The organism is Mycobacterium sp. NPDC003449 (assembly GCF_053588415.1).
In genome coordinates this window covers 18,312-32,178 of sequence record NZ_JBSFPX010000066.1, presented here as the reverse complement: position 1 = coordinate 32,178, position 13,867 = coordinate 18,312, and the positions used below count along the sequence as shown (strand labels likewise).

Genomic DNA, 13,867 nt, shown 5'->3' with positions numbered 1-13,867 from the left:
GATATCGCCGCCACGTACCCGCGCGGAGAATCCGCCGAAGGTCACCTCGACCGTGGCCCGTTCGCCCGGATTGGCGACCAGCCGGTTGGCCAGGGACACCATGGTCAGTCAGCTGACCTTCGGACGGATCCATGAGGACGCGCCCATTCACACCGTTGGGCTTCCCGAGTGTGCGGTGCGGCTTGCGTGCGATGCCGGGTACATCGCAGTCGTGCCACGGTTCGCGGCAAAGGAACAGCTGGATTCCGGCGCGCTCGTCGAACTGGCTGTCGCACTTGGCGACTGGTCACTCGACGTGCGGTTCGTACACAATCCGGGGCCGATCACTCGGCCGGGCCTCGAGACGTTGGTCGACGGACTCGACGCCATGAAGATCGCTGTCTAGACCACACCTTCTTTTCCGTAGACCATCCGTAGCACCAGCCCGACCTCCGGCCCCATGATCGTTGCGCACAGGTCGCAGTAGGCGGCGACGAAGGCGGGCCCGTGCGGCGGGCTCTCGGTGCACAGGTGGTGGGCCAGCTCGTGCAGGATCACCAGTTCCCGCAACGCCCACGTGGTGTCCCGTTCGGGTACGGCGATGACGGCGGCACCGTCGATCAGTTCGTAGTGGGCCGCCGCTGCGCCCCGGCGGGCGCGCACGGTCACCGGGGCGCCCCCGACGCGGGCCAGCACCTCGTCGACGTAGCGCTGTACCGCATCGACGGAGCCGAACCTGGCCTCGGGCGGCAGGGTGAGCTGGGTCCCGAAGAAGTCGATCGCACGCGAACTGTGTTGGGCGGCACGGTCGAACATCGTCCGCACGAACTCCTCGGCCGCGTAGACCTTGGCGCGTTGAGTGTCTCTGCCCGTCATTTCTCCAGTGCGCCGCGTCCGCCCGCCAGCTCCGGGGCGGGGCCGAGGCGGGCCCGCTTGCCCGCCCGGTCGCCGGCCCGCCTGGCGGCCGACGAATAGCCCGCCGATGCGCTGGTGGCTCGCCACGTGCCGCGCGCCTCCGACGCCTGCCGATAGAAACTCTTCAGCTCGATGTCCTTGTCCCGCAAGGCAAGAGCGGTCCCGGGGCGATCGGCCCGGTCGGCTTCCCGCTGGGCCTCCTCGCGGGCGTCCGACAGCCGCTGACCGACGCGGGCGCCGAACGCCAGCTGGAAGTTGAGCCGGGCGGTGATGGTCGGTGTCGGCCGGTGCGCGCCGGACGCGATGTAGGCCTCCGACGCCTTGACCATCTGCGGCACCAGCCCGGCGTAGAGCGCGTGGGTGGCGTCGATGTCCTCGGCGAACCCGTAGGCGTAGACGAACGTCGAATTCGACGCCACATCGCATTTCACGTCGTTGGCCAGCCCGATCACCACGAACAGCTGCACATAGGTGCGCAGCCCCTTGGTTCCGGCCGCACCGATCGTGATGGTCCGCTGCACCGGCAGCTGCGCCTTGGTGCGCTGCGCCGAATGCGCGCGGGCCAGCGCCAGGTCGATCGACGTCGCGGTGGCCAGCCGCTGCGCGGCCGCCATGAACGCCTCGGCCTCGTGCTGGTTGTCGGTGCCCTCGGCCTGACGTAACAGCGCCGCGATGCGCGCCAGCATCTTGTCGTCGGTCATGGCGCGATCCGCTCCGCTTCTCGCTCGTCAGTCATGCGCCCAACCTAGCCAGAACCCCCGACATCACTTACCGACGAAGCCGTTGAGCGCCTCGACCACCTGGGGCGACAGCGGACCGGGCTTGGTGTAGTTGGCGATGTTGTCGGTCGGGTCGTCGCGCAGGATGTGGTTGACGCCCTTGAGTTCGACCACGGTGAGCGCGGTGTGTTTGAGCGCGTCGATGAGTGGGCGTTCGGCCGCGCAGCCGGCCTGCGCATCGGAGTCCGAACAGGTCAGCAGGACCGGCATACCGGCGGGCAGGGCCGCGGCCAGTTGCAGCGGGTCGATCTTGTCGGCCTCGATGATGGCGTTGAGGTTGCCCGGGTTGACGATCGAGCTGAGCCCCTCGGGAAGTTTCGGCGGCACCGTCCCCTTGGTGCGGATCTCGTCGACGGCGCCCAGCCACGCGGTCAGCACCTCGGGGGTGGCCCCGGCCCGCACCCGGTTGGTGATGATGTCGAGATAGCGGCCCGCCAGCGGCTGCAACAACGCCAGTGAATGGACCTTCGGATCCCCGGCGCCGGCGACCGACATGCCGTGGATGGCGCCCTCGCCCACCGCATAGATCGACAGATCGTCGGTGTCGGGCTGGTCGGCGAGGAACCGCAACGCGGCGGCCGCTCCCGTCGTGTAGACGCCGCTGACCACCTCGTTGGTCTTGTGTTCGTAGGGCCCCAGCCCGGTCTTGCCGGTGCCGACCTTGTCGTAGCGCAGGCTGGCCACACCCTTGTCCGAGAGCGCCTCGGCCAGCTGCCGCATATTGCCGACCGGGCCGACGACCTTGTTGTCACCGTTGCGGTCGGTCGGCCCGCTCTCCGAGATCAGCAGCGCGGCCGGACCGGATCTGCCCTCATGGCGGTAGGTCCCGTGGATGGTCAGGCCGTCGGCGTCGAAACTGACGTCACTGTCCGACCAACCCGCGGGCTGCTGATCGGGCTGCTCATCGGCCTGGGAGCCGCAGGCCGCCACCAGGAGCACCGAAAGCAGTGCCAGGACAATCCTTCTCACAGATGCGCCTCAATCCATGCGCTGACATCGTCGAGCACCAGTTGCTTCTCCGGCTCGTTGAACACCTCGTGATACAGGCCCGGGTACACCTTCAGGTGGACATCCTCGGTCGCCACGCACTCGACCAGGAGCCTGCTGCCCTTCACCGGGATGAGCCGGTCCTTCTCCCCGTGCACCACCAGCAGCGGGGCGGCGAGCGCCGAGGCCCGTTGCGGCATCGTCTGCCCGATGCCGATCAGGGCGCGGGCGATGCCTGCGGGCAGCTTTCCCTGGTGGACCAGGGGATCGGATTTGTAGGCCGCGACGACCTCGGGATCCCGCGAGACGGCGTCGGCGTCCAGGGTCTGGACCGGCAGCCCCGGCGCGACCCTGCCCAGCACCTTGGCCACCGCCACCAACACCGGGGACAACCCGTCCTGGGCCTGCACCGCCGGCCCGGACAGCACCATCGCGGTGTACTCGTCGGGGTACTCGACGCCGTAGGTGAAGACGATGCCACCGCCCATGCTGTGTCCCAGCACGATGCGGACCAGGCCCGGATGTTCGGCCGCGGCGATACCGACCAGGGTGTGGAAGTCGCCGACGAACTCCGACATGTCCTTGAGGTACACCCGCTTGCCGCCCGACCGGCCGTGCCCGCGGTGGTCGAGGGCATAGACGATCAGGCCGGCCGCGCCGAACCGCTGTGCGACGTGGTGGTACCGGCCCGCGTGTTCGGCGTAGCCGTGAGACAGCAGGACCACCCCGCGCGGCTCGGCCTCGGGGGTCCACACGTCGTAGACGATGTGAACGCCGCCGACGCCGTCGAAGCTTCGCTCACTGCGCGTGCTGGTCACCCTCGAGAGGGTAGCGGTGTGCGGGTGGCGGAGCACCACCCGAGTTCCTCGGCGGAGTCAGTGGCGCCGATGCGTCGGTGACACGGTTCAGAGGGCCGGATCAACAATGACCGAAGTATGAACTCTCTTCGTCCGACATGCCTGGCGGCGGCACGCTCGGCTTACCGGCGGTTTGTTTGCTGGAGAACAGGGTCGGTACGGGTCCGCGAGTCCGTCGCGGAGCGAGAGTCACGCTAACCATGAACAAATGCTCAGGGTTCCTGACAGTGTTCGACCCTGCGTCACGCTGCGGTCACTGGCTTTCGTCGGCGAAAATTATTGCCGCGCGCACGAATTCGAGTGTGACCTAACAACCCCTCGCTCGCCACCGCACCGGGCCCATCAGAGTCCGCTAAACCCATAACCAACTGCGGTTATCGATGATTTATCGATCCCGCAGACCACCCGTGAGCATTTGCTCAAGGTGGCGCGGCCGAGTGATCGTCGATTTGCGCCGCCCGGTCCCGGCGCGCACGGTTGGCCGAAATCCGCGACGGCGGTCTGACCGCCGGTCGGCGGCGAGGATCTCGCGGGTCGCGCGGGCATCGAATTCCGAAACGCCTGCCGATCCGTTGCCAGATCGACATTCCGGCCGCTTCAGCAAATATGACGCCGTCGCCGATTCGCTCGATGACCGGCGCACATCGGGCGCTCGTAGATGCGGCGTGAACAAATTGGGCATAGCCTTCGTTGAAGTTGGGGTCGTTGTCGGCCACCGGAGAGTCGTAGTGAAAAGACCTTGCATGAAAGGGCTTTGATAATGTCTTCGCCATACGTCAGTGCCGCTTCTGCACCGCCGCAGCGAGAACCCTCAGCATCCGAGCGCCACCTACGCAGTCTGCGTTCGGAGACAGTGCAGGGCGCGGCGGACGGCATCGCAGAAGGATCGCAAACATCTCGTTTCATCGAGACCGTCGTGCCGCTGACCGATCATCTGCTCCGGCAAGCGTGGAATCTGTGTACCCAGAGGGTCGATGTCGAGGACCTGGTTCAGGAGACGATCCTCAAGGCCTACTTGTCCTACGGCTCCTACCGCGAGGGCTCCAACCTCAAGGCATGGCTGCACCGAATCATGGTGAACACCTGGGTGGACTCCTATCGGACCGCGCAGCGCAGGCCATCTGAGCAGCTCATCGGCGATTTGACCGAAGAGCAGCTGATCTCGGTTGGCTCGCTTCCGGCACGTGCCCGGCAGTCGGCCGAGGTAGAGGTGCTGTCCGCGCTGCCCGATGCCGCCGTACTCGCTCTCCGGGATTTGCCAGACGATCTGCGGGCGACCGTCTTCTACGCCGACGTCGAGGGCTACCGCAACACCGAGATCGCGAAGATCTTGAACATCCCGGTGGGGACGGTCGGATCGCGTCTCCATCGAGGCCGCAAGACGCTTCGCGAGATCCTGATGCAACGAGAGTGCGCGTAGACCCGGGGGTGCGAACCTCGTGAATGAACGCCTCGTCGAACAGCGCGACCTCACCGTGGCGCTCAACGAACAGATCGATTCGCTCTCGGTGACGGTGAGCAATGCCGATCAGTCGGTGAGTGTGCAGGTGGATGGGTGGGGCGCACCGACCGGGTTGTGGTTGCGCGAAAATGCATACCTGGACGGGCCCGACGCCCTGGCCGACCAGATCGTCAGGATCGCGCAGGCCGCGGCCCAACTCATCGCCGATCGACAGGCATTCCTGCTGGAGGAGTACCGGAACCGGGCTCAGCCAGTCCGGGAAGCCGAGGAATAGACAGCACCGGGCCGACCGGCGCGGAGCGCCTCACACCGGGTCAGCTCACCCGCGGAAACTTCGTGGCCACGGCACCGGCAAGCTCCAGGTAGGCGCGCACCGCGTCGGCGGACAGCATAGCGAAGTCGACGTCGGCGCCCCTGGCCAGGTGCGGTTCGAACGGGACGACGTGGATGGACCCGCTCCGTGCCTCGAAGTACTCGAAGACCTCGTCGAAAACGGGTGATCGTGAACCCGCGCGAGCGCCGCTGAGAACCACGTGCGACTCCCGCGCCAACATGCCGTAGCCATGCTGGCTCAGCCAGTCGAGCGTGGCCGCGGCGCTGCGCGCGGCGTCCACGGCCGGTGAGCTGACGAGTACCAGTGCGTGCGCGAGGTCGAGCACGCTCGCCATCGAGGAGTGCATGATCCCGGTGCCGCAGTCGGTGAGGATGATGTTGTAGTGCGCCTGCAGGATCTCGATCGTGCGTCGGTAGTCGCTTTCGCCGAAGACCTCGGCCACGGCGGGATCCTGCACGCTGGCCAGCACCTCGAGTCGGCTGGGTGCCATGCGGGTGTGCCTGCGGACGTCGGCGTAGCGCGACAGGTCGGGGTCGAGCAACAGGTCACGCACCGTCGAAGAGGTCGACGAGTCTGAAATGCGCTCGGCCAGTGTGCCGCGGTCGGGGTTCGCGTCCACGGCGATGACGCGATCGGAACGCACCATCGCGAACGCCGAACCGAGCCCGAGGGTCGTCGTCGTCTTCCCGACACCCCCCTTGATCGAGAGCACCGCGATCCGGAAGTCGCTGGCGATGGGTTGCCTGATCTGCTCCAAAAGGTCCTGCTGCTCGTGGTCCTTCTCCGACACACCCGGGTTGACCCGGCCCCTGGTCGCCCGATAAAGCATTCGCCGCCAACCGAATTGCGGCACCAGCTGCTCGTGGTCCGGGGACGCACCGTCGAAAGGCCGGGCCGCGGGCGGGCTGGTGGTATCCCGGGGACCGGTGCCGGCAGCATCCGGCCCCGGCGGTCGTCGCTGCCCTGGCGATGGTCTCGCGGGGGCTTGCCGTTCGTCACCCGCCGGCGGTGGAACCCGGTCCCGGCGGGGCGGCGTCCACAGTGGCGGGCCCGGCCAGCCCGGCGGGGGTGGTGGCGGCGGCGGGGGGTTCCAGCCCGGAGGTGGCGGCGGCCGGAACGCCGGCCGGGGGTCTTCGGGCTGCGCCCGCGGCGGCACCGGGCGGCCCCGCCCGGACGGCTCGTCGGCGTCCGACGCTGCGTCGAGCCCGCGGTCCCCTGGTGCGGGAAACACCTCGACCGGTGGATCATCCGCCGCCTGCCATGGCGGCGCGGGCATCCGGCGACCGGTGCGTCGCGGGCCATCCGGGGGCGGGGGTTCGGCGGCGGCCGGCGGCTGCGGCCAATCGGGGGTCGCGACCGGATCGGGCTCGGCAGGCGTATCCGTCGGTTCCGACGGCCGACCGTCGTCGGGCGGGTCGAAGTGCTGCGGCGCGGGGGCCGGCGGGCCGGCTGGCTCCGGCTCCACCTGGGGCGGCGCGGGCGGTTCGGGTTCGACGGGTTCGGCGGGCGCGGCCTGGCCTCGCCGCGCCGCCAGAAGCGCCGACAGTTCGGCGGCCCGGCTGTCCACGTCGTCCACCGGCCGACGGGCGAGGTGGTCGTCATCTGTCACAGTCGCACCCTAGTCACTCCGATGATGGTTTGCCGTGGCGTGATGTGGCCGCCAGGTCGGCGATGCGCTCTCCCCTACCGTCGCATCGGCATGTCCAGCACGGTGATCGCGATGCCCGCGAGCACCGCACAACCGACCAGAACGCCGAGACCGAGGTTGCGCGCCCGGTGGTCCGCCGAGGCGCCCTGCGCCGGTGCGACCACCGCCCGCGCCGAGTCGGAGGTGGACGGCGTGGCGGGCAGCTGGAAGGTCAGCGCCGCCACCGGATCGACGACGCCGTAGCCGACGGTCTCATCCGGACCCGACGACGCCGTCCTGGCCGTGTGCTTGATCCGGTCCATCACCTCGCCCGCGGACATCTCCGGGAATCGCGACCGCACCAGCGCGACCACCCCGGCGACGTAGGGGGCCGCGAAGCTGGTGCCGTTCACCGGTACCGGCCCGGCCGTGGGATCCAGCCAGGCGTTGGTCAGCCCGGGACCGGTCGGGCTGAGCGAGGTGATCTGTTCGCCCGGCGCCGCGACGTCCACCCACGGTCCGCGCAGCGAGAAGTCGGCGGGCCGGCCTGCCATGGTCACGGCGCCGACGGTCAGGACGTAGTCGGAGAACCACGCCGGGCTGGCGACCGTGCGCACCGAGGCCCACGCATCGGACAGCGGCAGATTCGGGTCGCCCATCCCGTTCTGTGCGCTGCAATTGCCCTGTTGGGCAATATTTCCCGCGGCGGCGACGACGACAACGTTCCGGTCGAACGCATAGCGCACCGCCTGGCCGACCGCGGTGTCGTCGATGTCCGTGCCCACCGGCGCACACGCCGCCTCGGACAGGTTGACGACGGTCGCCCCCAGATCCACGGCCCGCACGATCGCATACGCCAGCGTCTGGGTGTTTCCGTAACCCGTCGACGTCGCGTTGGGATCGTCCTGGGCGCTCCCCGCTCCCCGGACCGAGTACACGCCGCTGTTCTGTCGGATGGACAGGATGGACGCCTCCGGCGCCACGCCGCTGAAGCCATCGTCGGGACTCGGCGCGGCGGCGATGATTCCGGCCACCAGGGTGCCGTGCGCGTCGCAGTCCATCAGACCGTCCGACGACGAGACGTAGTCGCCGCCAGGCTGCAGGGCGCGCAATCTGGGGTTGGGTGACACCCCGGTGTCGATCACCGCCACCTTCTGGCCCGCCCCCCGGGAGAACTTCCACACCGCGCGGTAGTCGAGCATCACATCACCTGCGGGGCGGCGCCGGAACTGGGTGCCGGGAAGGGTGGCGGGCTGTGCGCACACCGTCTTCTGCTCGGTGGGTTCCAGCGGGGCGACAGGTCCCGTGGGCGGCGGGCCCGGTGCGATGATCGGCGGTCCGATGGCCGCCGCGGGCGCGGGCCAGGCCACGACGGCGCCGACGAACAGCCCCACCGCCGCCACCCGGCCCCAGTGCCTCGTGCGACGCGTCATCACCGCGGGCCCCAGCTCGCGTAGGCCCCGACCACCCACAGCGCGCTGGGCCCGATCAAGGCGAACGCGAGGTAGGAAGCCGACGAGAGCAGCTTCCGCCATCGCGGGTGCGGCCGTGCGGACCCGGACCCGGACCTCCAGCCGACGGCGGCGAGGACGATCGCGCAGCCCGCTAACGCCGAGACCCCCGCCACCGCCATCGGCTCGTCGCCCCGCACCGCGGCGAAGGCGACCACGACGACCAGGGCCACCGCGGGCAGGCCCGAAGCCACGCGCCCGACACCGGTAATCGGGCGAGGTAGCCCCAACGCGGCGGCACACGCCACGCCGAAGGCCAACCCGGACCACGACGGGCCGGCCGCGCCCCAGACGACGGTCGCCACCGCACCACCGGCCCCGGCCGCCAGACCGGCCGCCAGTCCGCCGCTCAGGGCACCGGCACGGGCGGCCCGGCTCCCGACGTCGTCGGGTGTCGGGGCGGTGCCCGGCGATGCCTGCTGGTCCGCCGGCTCGCGTCGCGCGAGGTGTGAATAGTCCAGGCGCGCGGTCAACCGGGGTACGGCAAGCGTGGCGACCGTGGCCCCGACGGCCAGGCACACCGCGGCTCCGGTCCGGGTGAGCCCGGCCGCATGGATCGCCAAACCGAGTGCGGCGCAAGCCGAGAACACCCCCGCGGCGATGAAGCCTGCCACCCCGGCACCGACCAGGCGGTACCCCGCCACGCACAGCAGGACCAGGGCCGACGCCCCGCCGGCCAGCGCCAGAGCGCCGTAGGGCGACAGACCGGCCCAGCAGCCCGCCGCGGCAATCGGAAGGCAGGCCCACCCGAGGGCCGCAGCGGTCCGAGGCGCCCTGCCCGACCGCGCCGAGATCGCGGCGACGACGAGCAGCGTCACGACCACGAACGCGGACAGGCCGAGAATCGCGGCCCGTCGCGGGCTCGACGCGTCGACCAGCACGAGGTAGACCCAGGCCGCGGCGGCCAGACCCACGCCGAGGTAGGCGATGAGGCCGGCAGCGGACGGGTTCCACCCGGGATGACCCGATTGGTTCAGGTGAGCCGCGGCGTCGACCACGTCGTCGTACAGCGTCGGGGCCGAGACGGTCCGCCGGGCCCGTAGGTAGAGGACGTCGTCCCGAGTGATCTGCGCGCCGCGCAGGGTGTCGTCGGGCCCAAGGGGTGTCCCGGACCGGGCTGCGACCAGCGTCCAGACCACGTCCTTGGGGCGGTCTTCGGGGGCGCCGTCGAACAGGCGGACCACCTCAGGCATCAGCAGCGCTACCGGTACGTCCAGCGGAAGGGACAGGTCGATCTGCCGGTGCTGCCCGACGACGGCGACCCGCACCAGGTCGGGCACCGGTGACACCGCCTCGTGCCAGGTCGAGTCGAGATCGGTACGCGCAGGGGCGAGGTCGGTCACAGGTCGGGCATCCGCGACAGTTGGATGACGTCGGAGTTCACCGACCGCGATACCAACATGCCCCGTCCGGGTGGCATCGGTTGGGGCCGGAAGCCGAACAGCGCGCCCTCCTCCTTGGTCCCGTTCATCACCAGGCCGTGGCACGACAGGTCCTTCAGGCGCCCGAGGATGGGATCCATCATGGCCCTGCCGGCTCCACCGATGCGGCGTGCGACGACCACCCGCAGACCCACGTCACGGGCCTGGGGCAGGTATTCGACCAGCGGACCCAGCGGGTGGTTCATCGTGGTGCCGGAGATCAGGTCGTAATCGTCGATCAGGACGTAGATGTCGGGGCCCTGCCACCACGACCGGTCACGCAGTTGCTGCTGGGTGATGTCGCTGGGTGGCAGCCGTTGCTTGAGGGTGTCCGAGAGCTCCTTCATGGCATCGAGGCAGGACTGCGCGGCGGTCGCGTAGGCGCTCAGGTAGTCGTTCTCGATCGCACCGAGGAGCGTGCGCCGGAAATCCACGGCGACGATCTGGCACTGCTCCGGGGTCGCGTCCGCCATGAGGCCCGCGGCGATGTTGCGCAGCAGCCCGGTCTTGCCGCACTCGGAGTCGCCGAGCACCACGAGGTGTGGCTGGGTGTCGAAGTCCAGCACCACCGGAGCCAGTTCCGATTCGCTGACGCCGATGGCCACCTTGCTCCGACCGAGCGCACCGGCGGTATGGGCCGCCGCGGTGACCGCATCGCGGTCGACGTCGTGCGGGAGCATGCGGACCCGGGGCGCTTCCCGGTCGCCGTAGACCGTGCGCACCGACGCGCACGCCGCGGCGACCCCGGCCGGGAGATCCTCGACGTCCGACGACGAGTCCAGCCGGGGCAGGGCGACGAGCAGGTGCAGCCGCTCCGCGGTCATCCCGCGCCCCGGCCGCCCGACGGGGACCAGCTCGGCGAACTTGCGGCCGACGTCGCTGTCCATCGGGTCGCCCATCCGCAGCTCGACGCGGGTGCCCATCATGTCCTTCACGGCAGGCCGGATCTCCATCCAGCGGCTCGCGGTGATCGCGAGGTGGACGCCGTAGGACAGGCCCTGGATCGCCAGCGCCTGCAGGGCCGGCTCCAGCAGGTCGAAGTCGCTCTTGATGGTCGCCCATCCGTCGACGACGAGCACCACGTCGCCGAAGTGGTCGCCACTCAACGGATCCCGGGCGGCCTCGGCCTGCGGCAGGGCGGCCAGGGCGGCCTTGCGCTGACGGAAGTCGCGCATCGACTCGATCCCCAGTTCGCGGAACCTCTCCTCACGCGCCCGCAGGATCCCGGTCACCTCGGCGACGGTGCGGCGGATGCGGTCCGAATCCATCCGGCCCGCCACGCTGCCGACGTGCGGCAGGCTGGTCAGGCTGCCCAGCGTGCCGCCGCCGAAGTCCAGGCAGTAGAACTGGATCTGCTCCGGGGTGTGAGTTGCGGCCGCGGCCATGATGAGGCTGCGTAGCGCCGTGGACTTGCCCGACTGGGGGCCGCCCACGATGGCCACGTTTCCCCTGGCCCCGGACAGGTCGAGGATCAGGACGTCGCGGCGCTGATCATAGGGCCGGTCCACGACGCCGACAGGTAGCAGCAAGCGTCCGTTGATGTTTCGAGGGTCGCTCCAGTTGGAGTCGGGCAGCAGACCGTTCACGGCGGGGCTGTCCACCAGCGGCGGCAGCCACACCTCGTGGGCGGGCCTGCCGTGCCCGCGCAGCCGGCCGACCACGACGTCGAGCAGGGTCGTCCGCGTCGTGGACGTCTCTTCCTCGGGCTCGGCGACCCCTTCTTCTTGGGATTCTTCCTGCGCCACGACCGGGTCCGGGTCCCGTTCCACCGGCGTCGCGGTGAACAGCTTGGACGCCCTGCTGCCCAGCGTCGACGGCCGGCCGTTCGTCGACGACAGGCGGGGCTTGGAGTAGGCACCGGAGACGTAGGAGGCATTGAAGCGGGTCGGCTCGTTGGCATCGCACTTCAGAAAGCCCGAACCGGGGACGCTGGGCAGGTGGTAGGCGTCCGGAACGCCCAGCACGCTGCGGGATTCGCCGGCCGAGAACGTCTTCAGACCGATCCGGTAGGACAGGTGCGAGTCCAACCCCCGCAGCTTGCCCTCCTCCAGCCGCTGCGAGGCCAGCAGCAGGTGGATGTGCAGGCTTCGGCCGAGCCGCCCGATCATCACGAACAGCTCGGCGAAATCCGGTTTCTGAGAGAGCAACTCGGAGAACTCGTCCACGACGATGAACAACGCAGGCAGCGGCTCCAGCGCCTCGCCTGCGGCCCGCGCCCGCTGGTAGTCACCGACGTTGGCGAAGTTGCCCGCCGAACGCAGCAGTTCCTGGCGACGGTTCATCTCACCGGCCAGCGCGTCGCGCATGCGGTCGACCATCGTCAACTCGTCTTCGAGGTTGGTGATGATCGCCGCGACGTGCGGAAGGCCGTCCAGTCCAAGGAATGTCGCGCCACCCTTGAAGTCCACCAGGATGAGGTTGAGCGCCTCCGGCGAGTGCGACGTCACCATGGCCAGGACCAGGGTCCGCAGGAACTCCGACTTGCCCGAACCGGTCGCGCCGATGCACAGGCCGTGCGGTCCCATCCCGCCCTCGGCGGACTCCTTGATATCCAGTTCGAGCGGCTGACCCGACGGGGTGATGCCCACCGGAACCCGCAGCCGTCTGCGCGGCGAGGAGGGCCGCCACACCTCCTCCGGGATGATCTCGGCGGCGTCGGGAATCTTCAGCAACGCCATCAGACCCGGGTCGGTGGCCCGGGCGTTGGCTTCGAGATTGACGATGTGGGCGGCGCCGCCGGGCCGGAACCGGCTGAACGCGCGTGCCGTCGCCTCGGCCTCGGCCAGGCTGAGATCGTCGGCCTTGGCGAAGTGTTCGACACCCGAGGCGGTCCGGGCTCCGACGTCCTCGCCGTCGACGACGAGCTGCAGGCCGCGGCGTGACCCGGACCCGTCACGGGGACCGTTGAGGTCGAGCACGGTGACGCTGTCCAGACCGGCGTCGGTGATCAACCGCTCGCCCCCGGTGACGTATCCGTCGTCGATCACCACCACCAGATGCCGCTGGCCGTCCGCGAGCTGAGAGTTGCGGTTGAAGCGGCCGCGTTCGGAGAGATCTGACTCCAGCGCGGTCTCGAGCAGTTCGAGCGTCGGGTAGAGCAGCCGCATGGTGCCGCAGCCGTCGCGCAGCGTCTCGTGCTGGGCTTGGGCCAGCCACTTGACCCACTTCCAGTTCGCGTTGTCGGGATTGGACGTGATGACGGCGACCTGCACGTGGTCCGGGCCGTGAAAGGTGCACAGCTCCAGCACCATCGCCCGCACCAGCTGGCGGATCTGCGCCCGGTCACCGTCGAAACTGATCGTCGGGAACGCCCGCAGCGACACCGCCGTCGGCAGGGCGTGCACCACCGAGTGGGTGGCGACGAAGCGTCGCAGCGCCACCGTGGACACCGGTTCCAGGTCCTCGGGCGGGCCCGTCTCGGGGGCCAGCAGACGGGTGGCCAGCCGATGGGTGCCCAGGCCGACGCGCACGTGGCAGAAGTCATTGTCGGTGGGTCGGCGCTCCCACATGCGGCGCGTGCCGGCCAGGTCGACGAGGGTCCGCGGATCGGGATGGCTCCATTGCAGAGCTGCCCGCTGCCCGGCGCCGGTCTGGTCGGCGTCGTCGCGCAACCCGGCCAGGTAGCTGAAGAAGTCCTTGCGTTCCTCGTTGAGTTCGGCGGCCGCCTTGCCCGATTTGCCGCCGCTCATGAACATGCCGGCCATCGACATGATCATCATCATCGGGAACAGCAGGAACATCGGATTGCGGGTGATGTTGCGGCCGCCCACGGTGATCATCAGCGCGATCATCCCGATCACCGCGACGAGCATGATGACCGGCATCAACTTCATGAACAGGTTTCCCGGGATGACCCGCGGCACCTCGGGGGGCGACTGCAGACTCACCTCGCCGCCCGGCATGCGCGGCGGTGACAGCCGCAGTCGACGGACGAAGCCCTGCCTGGTCATCCCACCTCCATCTGGCCCGCCAATCGGAACCGAGTCCCCTTATGG

At 69.5% G+C, this 13,867-nt stretch carries 11 protein-coding genes and 2 pseudogenes; 3 read left to right on the top strand and 10 right to left on the bottom strand.

Going from position 1 to position 13,867, the window contains the following annotated elements; translation table 11 throughout:
* A pseudogene (locus ACWDTP_RS18110) lies at positions 1-96 on the bottom strand (allophanate hydrolase subunit 2 family protein); the annotation flags it as partial.
* Between the two features lie 4 nt (positions 97-100).
* Here ACWDTP_RS18110 and ACWDTP_RS18105 point away from each other — a divergent pair.
* The gene (locus tag ACWDTP_RS18105; RefSeq protein ID WP_450022145.1) at positions 101-385 is read left to right on the top strand and encodes a hypothetical protein; all 285 of its coding nucleotides are present in this window, start codon (positions 101-103) and stop codon (positions 383-385) included.
* Here ACWDTP_RS18105 and ACWDTP_RS18100 read toward each other — a convergent pair.
* The 5 genes from ACWDTP_RS18100 to ACWDTP_RS18080 form a co-directional block, all read right to left on the bottom strand.
* Entirely contained in the window at positions 382-855 is a 474-nt protein-coding gene (locus tag ACWDTP_RS18100) for a TIGR04338 family metallohydrolase (protein ID WP_450022143.1), read from the bottom strand. The genes ACWDTP_RS18105 and ACWDTP_RS18100 overlap by 4 nt on opposite strands.
* A complete protein-coding gene (locus tag ACWDTP_RS18095; protein ID WP_450022141.1) occupies positions 852-1,595 on the bottom strand; it encodes a DUF2786 domain-containing protein in 744 nt (247 codons plus the stop codon). The genes ACWDTP_RS18100 and ACWDTP_RS18095 overlap by 4 nt, the downstream gene beginning before the upstream one ends.
* 63 nt (positions 1,596-1,658) lie before the next feature.
* Positions 1,659-2,642 carry a hypothetical protein gene (locus tag ACWDTP_RS18090; protein ID WP_450022139.1) on the bottom strand — a complete coding sequence of 328 codons (984 nt, stop codon included), beginning with the start codon at positions 2,640-2,642 and terminating at the stop codon, positions 1,659-1,661.
* Positions 2,639-3,478 carry an alpha/beta hydrolase gene (locus ACWDTP_RS18085; RefSeq protein ID WP_450022137.1) on the bottom strand — a complete coding sequence of 280 codons (840 nt, stop codon included), beginning with the start codon at positions 3,476-3,478 and terminating at the stop codon, positions 2,639-2,641. The genes ACWDTP_RS18090 and ACWDTP_RS18085 overlap by 4 nt, the downstream gene beginning before the upstream one ends.
* Positions 3,479-3,936: 458 nt before the next feature.
* Positions 3,937-4,233 carry a hypothetical protein gene (locus ACWDTP_RS18080; RefSeq protein WP_450022135.1) on the bottom strand — a complete coding sequence of 99 codons (297 nt, stop codon included), beginning with the start codon at positions 4,231-4,233 and terminating at the stop codon, positions 3,937-3,939.
* A gap of 200 nt (positions 4,234-4,433) precedes the next feature.
* Between ACWDTP_RS18080 and ACWDTP_RS18075 the strand changes: the two genes are divergently transcribed.
* Complete coding sequence (locus ACWDTP_RS18075) at positions 4,434-4,937, top strand: sigma-70 family RNA polymerase sigma factor (protein WP_450022133.1); 504 nt, start codon at positions 4,434-4,436, stop codon at positions 4,935-4,937.
* A gap of 19 nt (positions 4,938-4,956) precedes the next feature.
* Positions 4,957-5,253 (top strand): YbaB/EbfC family nucleoid-associated protein, encoded by a 297-nt coding sequence (locus ACWDTP_RS18070; RefSeq protein WP_450022131.1) that lies wholly within the window; start codon positions 4,957-4,959, stop codon positions 5,251-5,253.
* A gap of 40 nt (positions 5,254-5,293) precedes the next feature.
* Here ACWDTP_RS18070 and ACWDTP_RS18065 read toward each other — a convergent pair.
* The 4 genes and pseudogenes from ACWDTP_RS18065 to eccCa all read right to left on the bottom strand — a co-directional run.
* Positions 5,294-6,400 (bottom strand): annotated as a pseudogene (locus tag ACWDTP_RS18065) (MinD/ParA family ATP-binding protein); the annotation flags it as partial.
* A gap of 596 nt (positions 6,401-6,996) precedes the next feature.
* Complete coding sequence (mycP, locus tag ACWDTP_RS18060) at positions 6,997-8,373, bottom strand: type VII secretion-associated serine protease mycosin (protein ID WP_450022129.1); 1,377 nt, start codon at positions 8,371-8,373, stop codon at positions 6,997-6,999.
* Positions 8,373-9,794, bottom strand: a complete 1,422-nt coding sequence (gene eccD / locus ACWDTP_RS18055; protein ID WP_450022127.1) for a type VII secretion integral membrane protein EccD — start codon at positions 9,792-9,794, stop codon at positions 8,373-8,375. The genes mycP and eccD overlap by 1 nt, the downstream gene beginning before the upstream one ends.
* Positions 9,791-13,822: a type VII secretion protein EccCa gene (gene eccCa / locus ACWDTP_RS18050; RefSeq protein ID WP_450022125.1), complete on the bottom strand. Its 4,032-nt coding sequence runs from the start codon at positions 13,820-13,822 to the stop codon at positions 9,791-9,793. The genes eccD and eccCa overlap by 4 nt, the downstream gene beginning before the upstream one ends.
* Between the last annotated feature and the right edge of the window lie 45 nt (positions 13,823-13,867).

Coding starts and splice junctions, on each gene's coding strand:
- ACWDTP_RS18100 (WP_450022143.1), bottom strand. CDS start 855: ATGACGGGCAGAGACACTCAACGCGCCAAGGTCTACGCGGCCGAGGAG.
- mycP (WP_450022129.1), bottom strand. CDS start 8,373: ATGACGCGTCGCACGAGGCACTGGGGCCGGGTGGCGGCGGTGGGGCTG.
- ACWDTP_RS18105 (WP_450022145.1), top strand. CDS start 101: ATGGTCAGTCAGCTGACCTTCGGACGGATCCATGAGGACGCGCCCATT.
- ACWDTP_RS18095 (WP_450022141.1), bottom strand. CDS start 1,595: ATGACCGACGACAAGATGCTGGCGCGCATCGCGGCGCTGTTACGTCAG.
- eccCa (WP_450022125.1), bottom strand. CDS start 13,822: ATGACCAGGCAGGGCTTCGTCCGTCGACTGCGGCTGTCACCGCCGCGC.